The sequence below is a fragment of the Rhizobacter sp. genome (genome assembly GCF_032229685.1).
Lineage (GTDB): Bacteria > Pseudomonadota > Gammaproteobacteria > Burkholderiales > Burkholderiaceae_C > LMDS01.
In genome coordinates this window covers 34719-53333 of the sequence record NZ_JAVTWP010000014.1, presented here as the reverse complement: position 1 = coordinate 53333, position 18615 = coordinate 34719, and the positions used below count along the sequence as shown (strand labels likewise).

The window sequence follows — 18615 nt, the reverse complement described above, 5'->3', positions numbered from 1 at the left end:
TGCCGGCTTTCGGGATCAGGTCCGAATGGACCGCCGCCAGAGTTCGCTGCTGTCGAACTGCAGCGTGACTTGATAGCCGGTCGCGCGAGGAGGTCTTGCATCGCACCACGGTCGCACCGGCGCCTGCCCTGTCAAGGGCTCGAATCGCAGACTGCGCGCCGCAGCGGCCTCGCACGGCAGCCTTCGAGTGGAGGGATCGAACCAGAGGCGGCCGATGCGCTTGTCAAGCCCCCGTGGCGCCTCGCTCGCGACCCTCTCCTTCAACTAATTGCGGCTCAGCCCCGCGCTTCGACGCGTCGTGTTCGCCACCCGAAATCGATGCACGACGCTTGACCCACGCACTGCTCTGTCGTCAACTGGCGGCTCCCGAAGGCTCCTTGCCCTGCTCCATCGCGGAGTCAAAAAGGCGTTGCGGTCGTTACCCGCCTTTCAAGCGCCGATCCTCGAATCGGCCTGGTCATCGCCCCGAGTTGATGACCCGCAAGCGATCTCCCTCGTAGTGCATACGCCACGGCTTTCCAGCGACCTCGCTGGGCGTTCTTCGAGAACGCGCCGCGGCATGACGCAAACGCTTTGTCGGCACCCGATGCCGATCCGCTGTTCCCGCCCTCCTTCGAGCACGCGTTCCACGCACCGTGCGGCTGTGTTTGCCCTTGTGGGCTCCCCGCACGACCTCGCTCGACAACTCGACACCGCCCTGGACATTCGGTCAGGGGTGGACCCATGCGAGTGGATGGCGCTACGAATCTCGAACTGATCCATCAGGCGCGCTGAGGCTGGACCTCTGCGCCGTTGCCGGCTGTGCCCTCGAGGCTTGCCGGCATCCACAAGCCCGTGATCGCAGAAATGCGTGCCCGGGACGGATCAACCGTTTCATTTTTAAGACCGACCGAGCTGACTTCGCCGTGGCATGCGTGCCGCTGGCCGGATCGGCACAAATCTGGGTGAGCGCAGCACCGCCGGTGGTCGCGTGCTGCGCGATCGACACGACCACCAGCCGTCCGGGCTTCGGAATTCCCCCGGACGGTGGCCCCCATCGGATTCCCCCCATTTGACTGACCTGTCCCCCGTTCGGGCGGTGGCCGGGTGATACCGGAGAGACCCATGTCCGATCCTTCCGTCCGTTCCGCCTCCCGACGCCGCCCGCAAGGCTCGCCCGTCGGCGGCCGTTCCTCGCGCCACCAGCCGGTCCGTCGCCAGGAGTGGGCCGGTCTGAGCACGAACGAGATCCTGGCCCGGCAGAAGCCGGGCGCGGCACCGCCGTTGCGCGTGCTGGAAATTCTGCTGACGCTGTTCAATGCGCAGCACACCGCGCTGGAGAAGACGGTCTCGCACAAGACGCGCCACGAGCGCGCCATGTTCCTGCGCCGCTTCTTCCGTGACCTGAAAACCAAGGGCGGCTTCAAGACCCTGCCCGACCCGCGCAACCTGGGTCACCGCCACATCCAGGCGATGGTCGACGTGTGGCGGCGCGAGCACCTGGCACCGGCAACGATCCAGACCTACCTGAGTTTCCTGCGCGGGCTGGCCATGTGGCTCGGCAAGCACGGCTTCGTGCGCGGCCCGGCGTACTACGGGCTGGAAATCGAGGAGTACCGGCGCCACGAGGTCGCGCTGCGCGACAAGAGCTGGTCGGCCCAGGGCATCGACATCGAAGACATGCTGACGCGAATCGCGACGTACGACCGCTTTGTCGGCGCGCAGTTGCGGGTGATCCTGGCCCTGGGGCTGCGACGCAAAGAGGCCGTGATGTTCAGGCCTTTCGCAAGCGCCATGTCGTTCGACGAGACTGGCCTACCCGACGCAGAGCGCCAGGCGGATCGGTATGTACGGATCAAGGCCGGCAGCAAGGGCGGGCGCGAACGCTTCGTGCCGCTGGACTGCCCGGAGCGACACGCGGCGATGGCGCTCGCCGAAAACGTGACGGTTCATCTGGACGGGCATCTTGGCGACCCAGCCAAAACGCTGGAGCAGAACCTTCGCCGGTTCAGCTACGTCTTGGCCACGTTTGGCCTGAAATTCCGTGAACTCGGCGCCACCGGCCACGGGCTTCGTCACGAGATGCTGAACAACGCCTACCAGGGCGCCAGCGGCTACCTCTCACCCGTTCGGGGTGGCGGGCCGGTACCGCCCGACATTGACCACGCGGCCCGGCTGCAGATTGCCAAACTCGCCGGTCATGGCCGGGCCAAGGCTTCTGGTGCGTACCTTGGCGCGGTTCTCGGCAAGCGTCGGCGACCCTCGGCGCGGGCGGGTGATCCGAGCGGCGGATCGTCTCCCGACCCCGCCGAGAAGGCTCCGCCGGATGTGCCCCCGGCCTGAGTGCGGGCGGCGCCGCAGCACCCTGTGCTGTTTCGCCCTTCGCGCTCGTTACGCGGCCGCCTCAAAGTCGTGTTCGAGGTTCACCGTGTCGGCTGTCGTGTCACCCACGACCGGTGCGCCTGAAGGCACAGCCGAACCCGTGCGCAACATCGGCGGCAGCCATCCCAGGCCTGTCAGCGTCTGCTCGGCGCCCGCTACGACGGCATCCTTCTTCAGCGAGGCCAGCGGGCTGGCGGCGTTGGCGCCCGCCGCTTCGGTCACGACTTCGAGCACCCGGGTTTTCGAGACATGCTCGAAATACGATGAGGCAGTGGCCGTCCACCACTTGCGCATGTCCAGGTCGAGCGCCTCGGCGAGCGCATCGGTGGTCTGCGTCTCACGTTCGATACCGCTCACACCTGTCACGCTTGATGCGACGAGGAACGTCAACAGGCGCATGACCGTGGCCTGATCTTGCTTCATCACCCACGGAAACAGGGTCGGCCCGGCCTCCGGAAGCAGCGACACCCAGTGCACGCGTTCTGTCTCCATGGCCTTCCACGCCGCGCTGCCCGCCATGTCCTCCGTCTCCCGACGCAGACCGTCGTGGGTGTCGCTGACGCTGAGGGTCAGCGCATCGTCGCCGCCGCGATGGCAGCGAAATCCGTCCTTCATCAGTTTCACGGCCAGATGCGCGGTGATCGCCGCCAGCGCGACGTCAGGTCGCTGGATCAGTTCGGCCTGCACGGCCGCGACGCGATGCGCCGTCAGGCGACGCATCAGCTTGTCCGAATGGACGGGTCGGCTCTTCCCCGACGGCAGGGACACGAGCGCATTGTCCGGACCGTCGGTGGGACGCGCCTGCTTTGCGGCCGCGGCCATGCTCGCGCGATCGTCCGGGCGGATCAGGCCAAACTTGACCTCGGCAGTCCCCTTGCTGCCGACGAACAACACGCACCCGGCCTCGGCCATGAGTTCGACCGGCCAGACGCAGAGTGATTCCAGCAACGCCTTCAGTTTCGTTTGCAGCGTCTCTTCCTCGGCTTCGAGTTGCAGGAAGACTTGATCGCCTTGCTCATCGTCATCACCCTGATCGACAAGTGCTTCCATCTGGGGATGTAGTTCAGCGATGCGCGACTCGATGCGCTCGATGGCAGCGGCTTCTTCTTCGCTGGGCTCTCGGCGTGACTTCCGAAGCTCGCCGTAGCTGACGAACTCGTCGAAGGAATAGCGAGCTCGCACTTCGATCCACTTCCAGCCCTGTGCGGCGATCTGCTTCGCTTTCCGTTCGAGCTTCTCGCTGGCCAGCCGGTCCAGCAGGGCCGCATCCAGCAGGTAGGCCTTCTTGTCGTCGTCGCAGAACAGGTCTCGGCGCAACGTGCCGCCGGCCTTCTCATAGGCGGCGAGGGTCACATACCTCGCCACCGGATCGCGGTCGGACTCGATCTCACCCTGCGCGAGCATCTGGCGCAGACAGTCGGGACGGCGGTTCCACGACGGCAGGTTGGCCCAGACCTGTTCCTGCTTCGCATGGTCGTCCACCGAGGCGAGCGCCATGAGGCAGTCGAGGCCGATCTGGTCCGCGCGGAACTGCGCCATCAGCCGGGGCGACACAGTGGCAAGTTTCATGCGCCGCTTGACCACCAAGGGCGTGACGCCGAACGCCGCTGCCACATCTTCGACCGACTTGCCCTGGGCGCTCAGCTTGGCGAAGGCAATGTATTCATCGGCCGGGTGCATGGGCTCGTGGAACACGTTCTCGGCGAGGCTGGCGAGCAAGGCCTGATCGGCCGGCACGATCAGAACAGGTACCGGGTGGTTCTCGGCGATGTCGGCGTTCTGTACCAGCAGCGCCAGCGCGTCGAGGCGGCGACCGCCTGCGCAGACCTCGTGCAAACCACGCGCGCCCTTGATGACGACCAGGTTCTGCAGGACGCCACTGTCCTTGATCGAGGCCGCGAGTTCGGCGATGCTCAACCGGGACCTGCTGTCGCTCGGTCGCGCCTGATAGGTCTCGCAGAGAACGAGCTTGTCGAACGGGACGGTGGTGCGGGGCGACGCCGCGATGATTGCGTCGATTTCGGCTTTGGAGAGTTTCATCTGAGGCTCCTGAACAAGGGCAACGGGACACGCCCTGTGCGTGTCCATGCGTTCAGAATCTCATCCGTGCACGGGCTTTCAAGTGCTTCGGCAGCCGGGGAGAGGCCATGCCAATAGCTGAGTCAGACGGCTCGGTCACGAAGCTACTGCGTGACGTCGGTGCGCAAGAAATCGCTCCACTCCCTCCCCGTTCAAGGCCTCACAGCCTACTCAGCACGGCATTCGCCTCCAGCGACAGCGTCCGCGCCAGACAGTCGGCCGGCAGGCTCCATCATTGACGCGGTACTTCCACGGCGCGCAAGTCCGCCCAGCAAATACCTTGTGACATTGCTCGCGGCGACACGAATCCCGTCAGCCTTGCAACTGCAGCGACGATCACGCGACGTTGTCGGCCTTCGGCCAGTCCTCCGGCACGAATTTCAACCCATCGCGCCACCGCTCCCGCAATGCCGCCTGGAACCGCGCATCGTCGCTGAAGTCGGGGTGGTCCGTGATCAAAACCTGAAACCGCCCCTGAAGGCTCTCGACCACGTCGAAGATCAATCCGAAGAGCGCCTTGACGGCCTTCCTATCCGAGTCCAACTTCTCCTGCTTCACGCCGTCGCGCGGTGCTGCATCCGGCGAAAAGTGAGCCTGCGACAACTGGTCCAACAACAGAAAGGCGGGAACCGGCCGCTGTCGGTTAGCAAACCACGTGTGCAACGCGAGGTGCGCAACGATGTGATAGCCGACATGGTTCTCGCCGCTGCCGATCTCGGACATGGGAACGGGGCGCTCGGGGGTGTCGGCCACGATGGTCAGCGCACGAGGGTCGAGCCGGAGTGGGCTCTCCGAATACTCCAGCCCGATCCGCCGGGCGTAGTCCGACAGGTAACGATTCACGTTCGACAGGCAGGACTCGAGTTTCTGCTGGATCACGTCGGCGCTGACGGCCTGGTCGAGATCCTGCTCCTGCAGCTTCAGTTCGTCCAGCCGGCGTTGCTGCGCCGTGAGGTCGGGCATCTGAGGAATGTTCTCGACATAGAGGCTGATGCGCCCTAGAACCATCGCCCGCCGCGCTTCGGTGTCGGTGGCCAATTGCAGACGCTGGCTTGACCGTTTGACCGCGGTCAGCAACTCACGGTTGCCGTCCATGCGGCGACGGACCTCGACCAACTTGCCCTCCACCTCCTGGATCGCTGACTCGATGCGAGGGGTGGCCGAGTCCATGGCGCCGCTGCGCTCACCGATGTACGCCTGGGCGGCGCGCAGTTCGCCAATCGACGGCGCATTCGATTCCGCAGGCAATCCCTGCAGGCACAGCGGACAGGCATGTCCGTCCACACCCTGCTCGAAGACCGACACGGCATTCAGCCGAGCCGCATGCTCCCTAGCCTCCGACGAGAACCCACGAGAGTTGCCTTCGAAGGCGCGTGCTCGCTCGAGCGTGGCAACCAAGCTGCGTTGCTCGCGGAGCAACTCGTTTCGCTCGTCCGTCAGGCGGCGGAACTCGGCGTCGTCACCACCTTCTGCGAGTGCACTCGGCACGGGCGAGCTTTGCAGCAGGCGCAGCGTTTCGACCTTTTGTTGCCATGTCGCACCGTCTCCCAGCGTTGTCAGGCCCGCCGCCTTGGCCTCGACCAGTAAGGTGTCCGCGCGCGTCACGCCCTCACCTCGAATGGCGGAAGCCTCTGCCAGCCGGCGCTCGATCTGGCGAAGTTCAGTGCGAACGCGTTTCAGCTCCAGTTGCTTGGCGACATAGTCGTCGGTCACCGCACCCAGAAAGTACGGCAGCGTGTCCTTGATCGCTTGAGCCACAAAGCGGTCGCTTGCCCCATGGAACAGGTGGCGGCGCTGGGCAATCTCGTTCTGCGATTGCAAGCAGAACGTCAACGCATGGCCGATGGTTGCAGCCAGCGGCACCCGCGTTTGGCCCGGCGGCGGTTCATGCAGGTAGTCCGACATACCAACCCACGACGCAAGCAGCGATCTGAGCCCTTCCCTGTTCGTGGTCTGACGGAGCTCTGCGTGCGCGGGGATCGTAAGTTCCGAGTCGGCCTTGACGTACACGACCTCGCTGGACTTGGCATCTCCGGCGGGCACTTGCCTCGCCACAAACGCCTGCCCACGCTCGGTTTGAAGCAGCAGACCGAACCAGGAGACGTTGCGGCGCACCTTGCCTTCGGGAACGTCGCACTCCGAGGCCCCGAAGCAATAGTCGATCACCCCCAGCAAGGCGGACTTGCCAGTACGCGAATCGCCCGAAATGATGTTGACGCGCCCCGGCTCCATCTGGATGGCCCTGGACCGTCCATCGTGGCTGTACGCAACGATGGCGACGATCTGAATCATGCTTGCACTCCCAACATTGCCATCACCGTCGATGGTGTACCGCCCTTGTGCAACCAGCGCCCCACAAAGTGAGCCTGGCCAGCGCAGTCCCTGACGTCGGCGCTCGATTGTTTCAAGTAGCTCTTGATCCGCTTGGCGGCGCCCGGCTCACTGGCCACACCACGTCCGGCTATCAACAAAGCGCCATGCTGCGCACCGAACAGCAGGGCCTCGCGCACATACGGACGAAGAATCTCTATACCCTTGGCGACAGCAGAGCGCTCCAGCGGGTGGTCTTGTATCCAGGTGGCGAGTGAAGTGCGCACGGTGCCCGGCAGTTGGCGGCGCGTCTGGCCGCGCAGCACGAAACTGGCACCGACGAAGGCCAGCTCGACGGGCAGCGCCGCCGTCGCGTCGATCACCGTTTCGGCTTCCGCCTGATATCCCGTGGCCACCTGCCACAGCACCACAGCGCAGAACGCCGGATTCAGCAGATTGCGTTGCTCGATGGTTCTGTCCTGCCACTCGGTCATGATGCTGCGCCACCTGAGGGCGCATCGAAGATCGCCTGCATGCGGGCCTCGAAGTCCGGATGCCAACCCAGGCGCCGATCTTCAGCGAGCATGTGAAACGATCCCCGGCACACCCAAGGCACATTGACTCCGGACTTGATGGGTAGGGGTGCGTCCTCAGCCCACTTGAGGATGGCCCGCCCCGCCTTCGTCATCTCGTCTTCGCCGGCCCCTTCACCCAGTTCGTCGCAAACCTGCTCGCGCAGCAGCGCCCACTCGACGAGCAGGCGCTGGTCGTACTGCCGCAGGTCGGCGTCGAACAACAAGTCGTCGCGCATCCAGGCAGAACGCTGTCGAAACGCCTGCAGGTAGCTCGTGATTGCGTTGCGTATGCGACGCGGCCCGGCGCCGACGATTTCGACCTGGCGATAGAACGGGCGATTGGCGAACTCCGGAAGTTGTTCAAGGGCCACCATCAGCGCGTCGATCTCTTCGTCGATGGGCAGCGCATCGCGCTTCAGCGACTCCTGGACCTCGGAAATCTGCGCATCGATCTCTGCCCGTGGGATGCCGGCACCGCCGTGCGCCAGTTCGTGAATCACTCGCTTGAACCACCAGCCCTCGATCATTTGAACCGACAGTGTCTGGTGGTGAAGCGCCACGTGATACAGCTCTGCCTGCAGCTGCGAATGGATGGCGTCCGCATCGGGCTGACCAGCCACCACGTAGATGCTGCTCAACAGTTGCCGCCGCTCGGTCTCATCCAACGCGAGGAACGCCCCGAATGCGTCCTTCAGCTCGGCATTCGTCGAGGTTGTAGCCGCCTGCTTGAGCCGAGTGGACGCGGCTTCGACATTGCGGCTCTCGCTCTCCGGTACCAGCGCCGAACAGGCGGTGCCAGCTGATATCTCCGAAGTGGAGATCAGAAACTTTGCGGTTGTGATGGGTACCTCGCCGCTGAAGCGGCCGACCATCCAGATGCGGAGCGTCTTCCAAAGGTCCGGGCTGAGATCGCTCAAGCCTGATGTGCTGTGGACCGAGTGCTTGGTCTGCAGCACCGCGATGGGATCGCCGTTCGACTCGAAACTCACGTCGTCAAGCGTTTCGACGCTGACCGAGAAGTCCCCGATCCGGCTCTGACGCACGGCCCACAGCAGTGCCACGCGCACTTGGTAGAGGTAGCCCAGCATCGACGCACCGGCATTGAACGTCGCGACAGTTGATTCGCTCATCCTTGCTCCCCTACTCCTTGGTTCTTCGACTCAAGCGCAGCTTCGCACAGCACCCAGCGAACTCCAATCAGCCAATCTGCGGGACCCGATCCGTCCACCGTCAGGCTCGTCCGGCGACGACGAAAACGCCGATCATGTCAGCCAGGGTAAGCAGTTCCGCATACGCCGGCCCGTCATCGAGCAAGGCGCGCGAAGACCCCCGCCGCGTCAACACGCCTGCACCAACGCGGTCACCGAACAGCATCACCGCCATGGCGCTGTCGTCCTGCCGCGAGGTCCAGCACAGGCCCTGTATGTGGGCGTGCTGCGCGTGGATCGCTTGGGCCCACTTGCGGGTCTGCCCGTAGGTGTCCTTCTCGGTGTCGATCAGCTGCTTGCGTTCGACGCCCAGCTTGCGTAGCGGCACGTTGCGCAGATCGGCCAGCGTCAGTGTCGCCGTGATGGCCAGCACCGAATGCAGTTGTCCTTCGAGCTTGTGCTTGGCGAAGGTCTTCAGCCCAGGTGCGAACGGCACGTCGTGGAAGACGGTTTCCATGGCCGCGCAATTGAAGCTCGTGCCACCGTACAACGTCGGGATCGGTTTTCCTACGGCGTTGACGATGGGGCTGAACCTCGCATTGCCTTTGATGCCCGGATTGAACGCGTCTGCTGCGTAGACGTCCAGGTGAACGCGGTGCAGCACGGTGCCGGCCTTCCACGTTACCGGGGTGATGTGCAGAACAGCCGGCGGTGCCGGCACGGTGCTGGCCAACACCACCTTTGGCGTCGACCGGGCGGCGCGCCGCGAACGGCTCGCGCCGGCCGGGTCAGCCATGGGCGATCTCGGCCATTTCGTCGGTGGCCGCCGCGAGCACACGTTCGGGCGACTTGAGCAGCGCGTCCTGGGGACGCTTGCCGCCGAGGAAGCTGTTGGCCGAGGCAAACCAGTAGGCCAGGCCCCATCCGTCCTTGGCGGTCCCGAAGACCGCCAGGGTCTTCGCCAGCAGCTTCAAGGGCCTGTAGCCTGCCTCGGCATCGAGGCCGTAGGCCGGGAAGTAATCCAGGCCCTGGTGGCGGATCGCAAAGATCTGCCCGTCCTTCTTCCACTTGTTCGGCTGCGCGCTGAGGTTCGAGGCGCTGAAACCTGCCAGTTCGGCCAGTTGCGCCGCGGTGAGCCAGTCCCCCGAGGCCAGGACTTCGCTGCGCGCGTGTGCCGTCATCCGTGCCTCGACCAGCATGTGCTCCGGCAACGGCACCGTCGGCACCAGTGCATCGACTATCTTGTCCAGTGCCTCGCGCTGACGCCGCTTGACCAAGCCCGCGACCATCGGTGCCAGGTTGCCCAGGGCTTCGGCGATCACTCGCACGGTGCCTTCGCTCTCATGCGCAAAGGTCAGGGCAATGGCGCGCTCGGCGCCGGAATGCCGCAACTGCTCGCCAATCTCGCCGGGCGTGCCAGCCAGCGTCCCGACGCTCGACACCACCAGCCCATCCCTGACTTGACGCATCACAGCTCCCAAAGCGGTGATGAATATTATCATGTTTTTTGATAACCACCATCACTCAAAAGTCGCCAACCGGCTGCGCTGTCGATGGGCAATGTCGGCGCGACAGGCCTGTTCAGCCACCTGCCGGTCGCGGCGCGCCACCGCTGAAGCCTTCAACGGCTCGGCGCTTTCGGGTGGCATCTTCCGACACGGTCCGGTGCGATCTTGAGCTTGCGCCCCCCGAGTGCCAGACTGGAAGGGCAATCTGTGGGCATCGTGCCTGCACAGCCTTCATCCGAGGCCCTGGCCTCCTGAAGTCCAGCTCGCTGGCGTCGCAGTCGTTACCTGCCTTGTAGAGACCGGACATCGCTCCGGTTCAGCCACGACCGTGGCTGTGTGATCTGTTCAGCCCTCGGGCTGAACGCCGTGGCCTCGTGCCACAGAGCCGCTCCGCTGTTCTCGGCTGGAGCATCCCGAACGGGGAACCCCAAGTTCCCCGCCAGGGATGGGTGTTCCCTTTCATTCGATGAAGGAGAACACCATGTTCGATGTCCATGTGACAAAAGCGCTGCGCCCCGTCGGGGTGCTGCTGGGAGGCTCCGGGCGTGCCCGGATGCTGACCTTGCGTGCGCCGCAGATCGCGGCGCTGATGAAGCCGCTGTTGCCTGCGTTCGCGCAGACATTCGGGGCTTGCGAGAACCGCGCTGCGGGAGACGGGTCGTGCTGACCAGCCTCTACCGCAAACGCATTTCAGCCTTGGCAGTTCAACTCGCCAAGGATGACCCACCGCTGGTCAAGGAAGTGATCGCCCGGCTGCGAAAGTCTGGCGACATCGAGCCCGACGATCTGGTCTATCTGGACGAGATCGCCGACCGCTGGATCAAGATTGCCGAAGGGAATCGGCAGAAGGCGCGCCGCTGACCACCCTGGTCAAACGTGCGGAGCATTTGACGCCCTTCGCCTTCGCCTTCGCCATCTCCACGACGATCTTGTCCAGCAGATCAGGTCGCTCATCGGCGAGCGCACCGGCCCATGTGGCCAGCGCCCGTTCGATGTCGTCCTGTGTTCGCGCTCCTTCGAAGTCGAGATCGAGTGATCGGTATTCCTCGATTTCGTCGGGCGTGAACCGTCGCGTTGTGCCTGCACGAAGCATCGTGTGGGCCTCCATGTGTGGGCTGGTCAGCGTATCAGCGCCACACGCCTTTGCAACCCTCGGGGAGTCTACCGTCACCCCGCCGGGGAAAGGTGTTCCCTCTTTTACCGGAGCCAACACCATGTCCCCTGAGAAAATCGAAAGAGCCCGCCCTCGTGCCAAACGCTTCGGCGTCGAGTTTGAGGAAGAGCGAGCCTGGGTCACCTTCTACCGGCGCGTCGGTCACGACGTGACGATCGCCACGGAGGTGCTGAACCAGCTCGAAGCCGATCCGGAAATGAAGCGCGCCCATCTGGCGTTGTACCTGTGCTGCAAGGAATCCCTGCGCAGCCACAAGGCGCGCCAGGCACGCAACAAGCGGATCGGACAGTTCGTCCGGTGGCTGTGCGCTGGACTGTTTGCCGTGCCCGCGCGCCTGCTGCGCCGAGGCGGCGACGTGGCACTCGAATGCCTCCCGGAAACAGCCAAAGAGCCGGCCGCGCCTCAAGTTCGCCGGCTGACGCGTGAACCTGAATTCGCGCGAGCGCAAGCGAGCTTCGATCCGCAGGCCGCCGTGCCTGCCATGGCGCCTGCCACGACGGGAGCCGAGTTGTCGCCGTCGAACTCGACCCGGCCCAAAGCTGCTCGCACGGCGGCTTGACTCGTAGCGCCAGGAAGTCACCTTTCTGGCACCGGCATCCCAGCTCTCGCCGCGTTGCCCGGATCGTCGAACCCTCACACCCACCGCCCGGTGGCGCGTGAGGCGTTCGACCCCTTTTTCTTTTGACCTAACTCGTCGAGGCGCGCACATCGCTGCCTCCGATCCCTGCCTGCGGCGACCGCCCGGGCCGCCCTCCCTCACCACCGCGACTTGCCTGAGCCAGGTCGTCATCTGCTTGAAAGGATTCCCCATGGCCTCTGCGACCGAAACCCTGCGCGCCATCGAAGCGCGTGCCGAACGTGCCATCGTTCAAGAACTGCGATTGATGGTGAAAGACATCGTCGGGCTGCGCACCCAGCTCGCCCTCGATGACTGCGCCCATGCCGATGCCCTGCTGCTCAAATTGGGCCGCCTGGAACGCGACCAGGTCGTCGCCCCCGCGAGCACCCTCGATGTGGCCAGGCACTTGATGCCAGCGTTGCGGCTGGACCTGACCATGCCATCGCAACCCGCTTACAAGGTGTCCTTCTACGACCGCGAGTACGGTGACCTGACGGACGTGGTCACGACCGACACCTTCGATGCCGGTGTGCAACTCGTTCGAGATCGTTTGCCGCAAGACGCCGACTACGAGGTCGACGCCTCCTGGACCCACGGGCTGGGTGACATGGAGGTGCGTACGCCCCACGGCACCGTCGTGGCCCATGTCGAAGCCGTGAACGGCGGCGACGTCACGGTGCAGCCTCGCGTGATCGTCGCGTGTTCCGCACTTCAAGTTGGAGATGTCGCGCCGCTCGATCACCTGTTCGACCCGATGCCGGAAGCCGCTTGAGCTTGCGCTCGATCAATCCGGCGCGGCATGCATCCGGACCTCCGAACGTCGTTGATGGGCCCTCTTCGGAGGGCCCTCCTTTTGATCAGGTCACCAAGCTGCAGCTCACCCTGTCGCCGCAGCAGCGATCACGCTCGCGGTCGATCAGCCAATGCAGGAAGCGGGTGTCGTGAGACACCCCCCAGTAGTGGGCCTTGCAACGGGCGATGTAGGCGTCGAAGTCCGCCAGCGTTCGAATGTTCTCCGGCGGCAAGTCGGTGATCTTCACGAAGCGTTCGACCTCGCGGCGGGTGAGTCGGACTTGCTGGTTCAAACGGATCATGGCGTTGCTCCAAAGGGGAGCCGAGCGGCCATGGTGCCGCATCTCAAAACACCTGTCCGCAGGTTTTTGCGCTCTTCTTGAAAGTCGATGTCAGGTCGGACTCCAACTCGACTGCAGCGATATTCAGATCTCAGCCGTGGCCATCGCGCGACGACGTGCAATGCCCGGCGCATTCGCCGCCGCTTTCGGGTGGCAACGCGCGACCTCCGGTTGCCCGCTCGCCCCCCCCGCCGCCAAACTTCCCATGCCCCTCGGTCTTCGGATCGATCCCTCCGCATGGAGGACCTGACCTCGTCAGGCGTTGCAGTCGATACCTGCCATTCAGCCGCGCATGCCCATTCATGCGCATCCCTCGGGAACCCCGTTCCCGCTGGGGACGGCGTTCCCACCCTCACCCCTGGAGAACGCCATGCAGAACCTGTCCGCGCTGTCGCGCGAAGCACTGGTCGGCGAGTTGCTCTCGCCCCCGATCCCCGAATCTGCCGCCGTGGTGCTGGCCGATGCAGCACCGACCTACCTCAGCATCTCAGGCGCGAACGTCGCAACCGTCGAGGATCGTCTGCAGCGCAAGCTCACGGTCGCCCGTGAACTGCTGCTGCGCGACCTGCACGCCCGAATGCAGGGCCGCCCGGTGATGGACTCACCGCAGGTCTTGCGCGAGTGGCTGCGCCTGTACTGCGCGGGTCTGGAACACGAAGTTTTCATCGTCGTCTACCTCGACGCGCACCACCACGTCATCGAGGCGGCGCAGTTGTTCCGCGGCACCCTGACTCAGACCTCGGTCTACCCCCGCGAAGTCGTCAAAGGCGCGCTGGCACACAACGCCGCCGCCGTGGCGCTGGCCCACAACCACCCCTCGAGCGTGGCCGACCCAAGTCGGGCCGACGAGTACCTGACCCAGACCCTCAAGTCGGCGCTGGGTCTGGTGGACGTGCGCGTCATCGACCACCTGATCGTCGCCGGCGACACGGTGCTGTCGTTTGCGGAACGTGGCCTGCTGTAGCCAGCCGTTGGCGCACTGCGCCGTCTCGCTCGTCACCCTCTCGGGGCACTCCGCCCGTCGGGCGGTGCCCCTTCCCAACTTGCGAAGGAGAGAATATGTTTACATCTGCCGCGACCTCCTGTCCGCTCTGCCCTGGACAGGGTTCGTTGCTTGGCCGTCTCGGGCGCCTGCGCTGGTTCCGTTGCAGGGACTGCGGCATGGACTTCAGTCGTCCGTGCCGCAGCCCGGTGAGGCCCGCGTCGTCGCGCGAGAAACAAGGAGCCCGCCATGGATGAATCCACCGTGGCCCGCCTGCTGGAGCAGGCCGAGCCGCTGGCTGCCCTGTCTGTTTCGCACCTGTCTGCGGCGACACGCCGCAAACTGGTCGCCGACGAGTTGTCGGTCAATGCGTACCCGACCGATGACGGTGGTTTCGTCTACGTCGGGGCACCGCGCTATGACATCCCGGCCGAGACCGACCTGGCCGCCATCTTCGAACTGGCCGAACACGCTGGCGTGGTCTGGCTCAAGTTCGATGCCCACGCGGCCGTCATCGACGGGCTCACCGTGTTCAACGAACCGGGAGCCGGGTGATGAGCCGCCACCATGCGCAAGCACGTTGCGGCGTCCGGGATGTGCTCGTCGTGGCCGGCTACGACCGGCCACTGCATGAGGTGTTCCTGCAAGTGCTGACGGCGCACCGCGGCGATCCCGGTGCCGAGGAGGAAGTGCTGTACGCCAGCGTGCACGAGCCGTGGCGCGACTGGACCGACGTGGCGACCGTCACCGGTCAACTCGCTCGACTCGGCATCGTCGTTCCGGACAGCCTGCTGAAAGCAGTGCACCTGGACCAAAGAAACGAGGCCGGCAACCGCGTGGTCGAGCACCACACCGGCCGACCGCCGACCGTCCTGGCCGGCTAAGTCACCCACCGCCACCGCAAGGTGACCCCCCTAACGCAGGGCGTCGTGCCGAATGGCCGACGCCCTGCCCTCATTTTGGAGACCCACATGCAACCAGCGGACTTCCGGCAAGCACCCCTGCTGCCGGACAACGAAATTCAGCAGGCCGCAATCCTTTTGCCCGACGACACGACGATCTACTGTGATCCGCGCTACGTCGCGGTCGCGTGGACCCTTCATCCGTCGAACGACACGACCGCGCAGGTGCTGGGCAGTCAACGTCGGTGCCTGCCCTTCCTGGCACGCTACGAGGTCGTCGACCTCCTGTGCCAGGACCGCGCGATGCGAACCGTCGATGGCGGACTGCTCGTCGACGGAGGTCTCGTGACACCGGAGAACTATCTCGCGCAGTGGCGCCGCACCCTCTGCCACCCGGTGTCGGCGGCGCAGTTCGCACGCCGGTTCGGCATTTACGCAGCCGCCGTGTTCAACGCGCCACTGCCACCGTTGCGGGGGCGACGCAGTTCCTGGAGTTCATCGCCCTTCGAGCGGTTTGACGATCTCGAGTCGCGGTACGCATCCCGCATGCGGTATCGGGCGGGCCACCAGACCTTCGAGTTGGTGCTCGACCTGCGCGAGCCCACTGCGGCGCGTGACGCCTTCTACCTGGAGTCCTTCGTGTTCGCCGCCGATCTGGGTGACGCCGCAAGGATTGAGCTGCAACTGATGCCCACGGAAGAAGGTGCACCCGCACGGCCTGTTCAACCCACGCTGTTCGCGGAGGCCGCCTGATGAGCCACCGACTCGAATACCAATGGACTGCATTCCATGTGTCCGCGGCCTCGCTCGGCATGACCGACGATCGCTTCCTGATCGCCATCGAAGGCGGTGACAACAACGTCTGCGACGCAAGAACCGGCAAGCGTTCGCGCAGCTGGAACGTCGGCATGATCGGCAGCCGCGTGCAGGTGCTGCGTCAAGCCGTTCGCGTGGCAGGCGCATGCGAAGGCGGGAGCCTGCAACCGAACGGGCGACGCTGCACGCCGGAAGCCTATGTGCGGCGCATCCGCGCGCTGCTCGATGGTCCGGAGTGTCTGGCGCACGGCCACTGGCGGGCTCGGCTTCGCGTGGGTCCGAACCACCCCGTGCTGACCGAACTCGATTCCGCCGGCCATGGCTACCGGATCGAGAAGCGGTACGGAGAGGACGAAGCTTCTGCCGAGTTCGCCACCGCCCGCTGGCCGGATTTCTTCAGACTGGTTGATCGCTACGGCCTCGACGTCCCGCCCTGGCGCTGGGCCGAGGTGGTGGGACTGTCGTCGTCCTGACTGTCGGCAGTGAGTGGATCGAGTGACCATGCCCCAACAGGTGTGGTCACTGATTCCACCAGCGCCTCCATGTCGATCACCGCGTCCGCCATCGCCGTCAGTTCGGGCGTCTGCGACACGAAGAACTCGCGCTCGTAGCCGCCCAGCCGCAGCACCTCCCGCTTCATCGCCATGAACATGCGCTTGCGGTCTGCATCGAGCGCGCCGTCGGCTTCGTCCGAGAACAGCGTGCCGTAGCGGCGACCTGAATGCCGCGCGAGGTACAGCGCCACCGCGCGGGTCAGGCATTCGTTGATCCACACCCGCTCGCCGCCGCTCATCAGGCTCACGCTCTTGCTGTCCCCGGAATCACCATCGTGCACGACGATGTCGAAGCCCTCTTTCTGGTCCCCCTTGCCGGTCTCGACAAGCGTGTGGATCGACACCGTGAAGCGCGGCCCGTAGCAGGCCAGCAGCAGGTCGTTGGCCAGCCAGGACAAGGCGGGACCGGCATCGTCGATCGCCAGCGCAATCAGACCGTCGTTGCTCATGCAGCGTGCGAAGAGTGTCCACCCGCCCAATGCCGACTCGACACGGGCCAGTCGAGCCGCGACCTCCGCCCGTCGGTCGGCAACGCCGGCCAGTTGTCGTGTCGCCGCCTCTAACGATTGCCCATCCCTGACGGCCAGCAGATGGGACTGTTCGGCAGCGCTCAGCGCGGTCGTGGCACGCACGACCGAGTCGTTCGCCGCCACCAGTGCCTGTTCCGCAAACGGCGCGGGCAACGCAGTCAACGCCGCGTCCAGTCGGCCCACGCGCTCGCGGGTCTGCTCGGTCTGCTGCTGGCGGCGTACCGCAATCTGCTCACGCGACGCCGAAATCCGTGCGCGTTCCGACCGCTCGTCCGGGCTTTCATCAGCGGACGCGGTGGCGGCCAACGCGGCGAGCTCTTGCTCGACAGCGGCCACCTCGGCGCGTGCACGGTCAACTTCTTCGACACGTGCCGCCAGCAATGCCAGCCGCGACACGCGGTCGCGGGCCAGCGTCTCTTGTCGCTCAGCCCTGGCGCATTCGCCCGGGGCATGCGCCAGCGCCTGCGACATCGTTTCGCTCTGATCCAGCTGAATCTGCACACTGCGCTTCTCGACGGCCAGCCGGTGAATCTCGGCTTGCGCGCTCGGCACCAGCGCATGGGCCTCATGGGCGTCTGCCAACAGCTTGCAGCGACCCTGCAGATCGCTTCCTGCGCAGGGCACTTCGCCGGTCAGTCCAAAACGCCGGGCCAGTTCCTCGGCTCTGAGCACCGCCTGACCTGCCTCGCGCTCGATCTGCGCCAGTCGCAGTTGTGCAGCCGTCCGGGCGCTGGCGCACTGCGTCCACTGCTGCACCTCCCGGCGCCAATGCCCGACCCTGTCAGTACGGATCGACAGAAAATGTTGCGACCTTGGAAGGACCCTTGAAGCCCGCAGGACGGCGGGTGCAGCGACCAGCACCCGCAATTGCTCCTGGCGCCGCTTCTCCAACGCGTCGCGCCGCTTGCGCCCCTGGGCGACGCGCTCGGCGATCCGCTGTCCCAGGCTCGTCATGCGCTCCTGCTCCTGCCGATCCTGCGTGTCCAGCGCAGCCATGCCCTGCGCGCCAGCCTCGATGGCTGCCTGCCGTTCGTCCGTCAGTCGCCGGCGCTGTGCCTGCGTCTCCAGCGTCTGTTCACGTTCGGCCACCAATCGCGCCTGGAGGGTACGCGCGGTGTCCCGTGCCGCATCGGCAGCGGCGCGCGCGGCCAATGCTCGTGCGATGCGCGTCCCCGCGCCCTCCACACGGCGTCGTTCGTCGCCGATGCGCAGGCTTTCGTCGTCGAGCCCGGCCAATTCCTGGCGAACACTCGCCAACCCGGCCTTCAAGGTGCGTGCGACTTCGCCGGCTTTCTGGCCCAGTGCCCGAATTTCCTCCTGCCCCAGCAGATCGGCCAGCAGGGTCTTGATCTCCGCGTTGCGGTAGTGGCTCAGTTGCCGTTTGCCCTGCGCCGAGAACACCGATGTGAAAAACGTGTCCGCGCTGCCGCACACGGCTTCGACACAGCGGGTGTAGGTGTCCACCTTGCCGTCCGAGACGGTGCCGTCGGGCAATTGCAGCGGGTGCCAGGCCGAGCCCGACTGCTCGAACAGGAAGGCTTCCGTGCGGCGACGTGTTCCCGACCGAATCACCACTTGCGACCGGCAGCGCACGCCGTCGTGCGTCCAGACCAGATCCTTCTCGCTTTCGGGCAAACACACATGGTCGTAGTACGCGAAGCCGCCCGGACCCGCTGCCGTGGCACGCGAGGGCATCGTCAGGTACGGGTGCATGTTGTCCATCAGGGTGGTTTTGCCGCGGCCGTTCCCGCCGACGATGGCCACCAGCGCGGCCTCGCCTGCCAGCGCTTCGAAGTCCAGCGTCAGTGTGTCGCGACGCAACCCGTCGCGGATGCCGCGGAACCCCTTGAGGGTCAAAGAAAGAACTTGCATCGGTGGTCTCCAGGTGCTGCGTCAGGGCCAGTCTCTCGCGCCGAATCGGCCT

At 65.3% G+C, this 18615-nt stretch carries 19 protein-coding genes; 10 read left to right on the top strand and 9 right to left on the bottom strand.

Going from position 1 to position 18615, the window contains the following annotated elements:
- Positions 1–1104: 1104 nt before the first annotated feature.
- Positions 1105–2322, top strand: a complete 1218-nt coding sequence (locus tag AC30PD_RS07520; protein ID WP_489535029.1) for an integrase domain-containing protein — start codon at positions 1105–1107, stop codon at positions 2320–2322.
- A 48-nt stretch (positions 2323–2370) separates the two neighbouring features.
- Here the strand turns inward: AC30PD_RS07520 and AC30PD_RS07515 are convergent, their stop codons facing one another.
- From AC30PD_RS07515 to AC30PD_RS07490, 6 genes are all read right to left on the bottom strand, one after another.
- A complete protein-coding gene (locus AC30PD_RS07515; protein WP_489535028.1) occupies positions 2371–4401 on the bottom strand; it encodes a ParB/RepB/Spo0J family partition protein in 2031 nt (676 codons plus the stop codon).
- A 375-nt stretch (positions 4402–4776) separates the two neighbouring features.
- Positions 4777–6732, bottom strand: a complete 1956-nt coding sequence (locus AC30PD_RS07510; protein ID WP_489535027.1) for a DUF3732 domain-containing protein — start codon at positions 6730–6732, stop codon at positions 4777–4779.
- Positions 6729–7244: a three component ABC system middle component gene (locus AC30PD_RS07505; RefSeq protein ID WP_489535026.1), complete on the bottom strand. Its 516-nt coding sequence runs from the start codon at positions 7242–7244 to the stop codon at positions 6729–6731. Before AC30PD_RS07505 ends, AC30PD_RS07510 begins: the two co-directional genes overlap by 4 nt.
- Entirely contained in the window at positions 7241–8455 is a 1215-nt protein-coding gene (locus AC30PD_RS07500; protein WP_489535025.1) for an ABC-three component system protein, read from the bottom strand. The genes AC30PD_RS07505 and AC30PD_RS07500 overlap by 4 nt, the downstream gene beginning before the upstream one ends.
- Positions 8456–8555: 100 nt before the next feature.
- Positions 8556–9269 (bottom strand): RES family NAD+ phosphorylase, encoded by a 714-nt coding sequence (locus AC30PD_RS07495; protein WP_489535024.1) that lies wholly within the window; start codon positions 9267–9269, stop codon positions 8556–8558.
- On the bottom strand, positions 9262–9975 hold the full coding sequence (locus AC30PD_RS07490) for a hypothetical protein (protein ID WP_489535023.1): 714 nt from the start codon (positions 9973–9975) through the stop codon (positions 9262–9264). Before AC30PD_RS07490 ends, AC30PD_RS07495 begins: the two co-directional genes overlap by 8 nt.
- Positions 9976–10462: 487 nt before the next feature.
- On the opposite strand from AC30PD_RS07490, the gene AC30PD_RS07485 reads away from it, so the two are divergent.
- Positions 10463–10648, top strand: a complete 186-nt coding sequence (locus AC30PD_RS07485) for a hypothetical protein (protein ID WP_489535022.1) — start codon at positions 10463–10465, stop codon at positions 10646–10648.
- Positions 10642–10842 (top strand): hypothetical protein, encoded by a 201-nt coding sequence (locus AC30PD_RS07480; protein ID WP_489535021.1) that lies wholly within the window; start codon positions 10642–10644, stop codon positions 10840–10842. The genes AC30PD_RS07485 and AC30PD_RS07480 overlap by 7 nt, the downstream gene beginning before the upstream one ends.
- Here AC30PD_RS07480 and AC30PD_RS07475 read toward each other — a convergent pair.
- On the bottom strand, positions 10802–11089 hold the full coding sequence (locus tag AC30PD_RS07475) for a hypothetical protein (protein WP_489535020.1): 288 nt from the start codon (positions 11087–11089) through the stop codon (positions 10802–10804). The genes AC30PD_RS07480 and AC30PD_RS07475 overlap by 41 nt on opposite strands.
- Positions 11090–11195: 106 nt before the next feature.
- Here AC30PD_RS07475 and AC30PD_RS07470 point away from each other — a divergent pair, with 106 nt between their 5' ends.
- Positions 11196–11714, top strand: coding sequence for a hypothetical protein (locus AC30PD_RS07470; protein ID WP_489535019.1), 519 nt, complete (start codon positions 11196–11198; stop codon positions 11712–11714).
- A gap of 250 nt (positions 11715–11964) precedes the next feature.
- On the top strand, positions 11965–12546 hold the full coding sequence (locus AC30PD_RS07465) for a hypothetical protein (RefSeq protein ID WP_489535018.1): 582 nt from the start codon (positions 11965–11967) through the stop codon (positions 12544–12546).
- An 85-nt stretch (positions 12547–12631) separates the two neighbouring features.
- Here the strand turns inward: AC30PD_RS07465 and AC30PD_RS07460 are convergent, their stop codons facing one another.
- Positions 12632–12868 (bottom strand): hypothetical protein, encoded by a 237-nt coding sequence (locus AC30PD_RS07460; protein ID WP_489535017.1) that lies wholly within the window; start codon positions 12866–12868, stop codon positions 12632–12634.
- A gap of 331 nt (positions 12869–13199) precedes the next feature.
- On the opposite strand from AC30PD_RS07460, the gene AC30PD_RS07455 reads away from it, so the two are divergent.
- From AC30PD_RS07455 to AC30PD_RS07435, 5 genes are all read left to right on the top strand, one after another.
- Complete coding sequence (locus AC30PD_RS07455; protein WP_489535016.1) at positions 13200–13871, top strand: JAB domain-containing protein; 672 nt, start codon at positions 13200–13202, stop codon at positions 13869–13871.
- 267 nt (positions 13872–14138) lie between these two features.
- Complete coding sequence (locus AC30PD_RS07450; RefSeq protein WP_489535015.1) at positions 14139–14444, top strand: DUF5983 family protein; 306 nt, start codon at positions 14139–14141, stop codon at positions 14442–14444.
- Positions 14444–14773, top strand: coding sequence for a hypothetical protein (locus tag AC30PD_RS07445; RefSeq protein WP_489535014.1), 330 nt, complete (start codon positions 14444–14446; stop codon positions 14771–14773). The genes AC30PD_RS07450 and AC30PD_RS07445 overlap by 1 nt, the downstream gene beginning before the upstream one ends.
- Positions 14774–14860: 87 nt before the next feature.
- Entirely contained in the window at positions 14861–15544 is a 684-nt protein-coding gene (locus tag AC30PD_RS07440) for a hypothetical protein (RefSeq protein ID WP_489535013.1), read from the top strand.
- Positions 15544–16080, top strand: a complete 537-nt coding sequence (locus AC30PD_RS07435) for a hypothetical protein (RefSeq protein WP_489535012.1) — start codon at positions 15544–15546, stop codon at positions 16078–16080. The genes AC30PD_RS07440 and AC30PD_RS07435 overlap by 1 nt, the downstream gene beginning before the upstream one ends.
- Here AC30PD_RS07435 and AC30PD_RS07430 read toward each other — a convergent pair.
- Positions 16020–18563, bottom strand: a complete 2544-nt coding sequence (locus tag AC30PD_RS07430) for a DNA repair protein (protein ID WP_489535011.1) — start codon at positions 18561–18563, stop codon at positions 16020–16022. The genes AC30PD_RS07435 and AC30PD_RS07430 overlap by 61 nt on opposite strands.
- Positions 18564–18615: the final 52 nt, after the last annotated feature.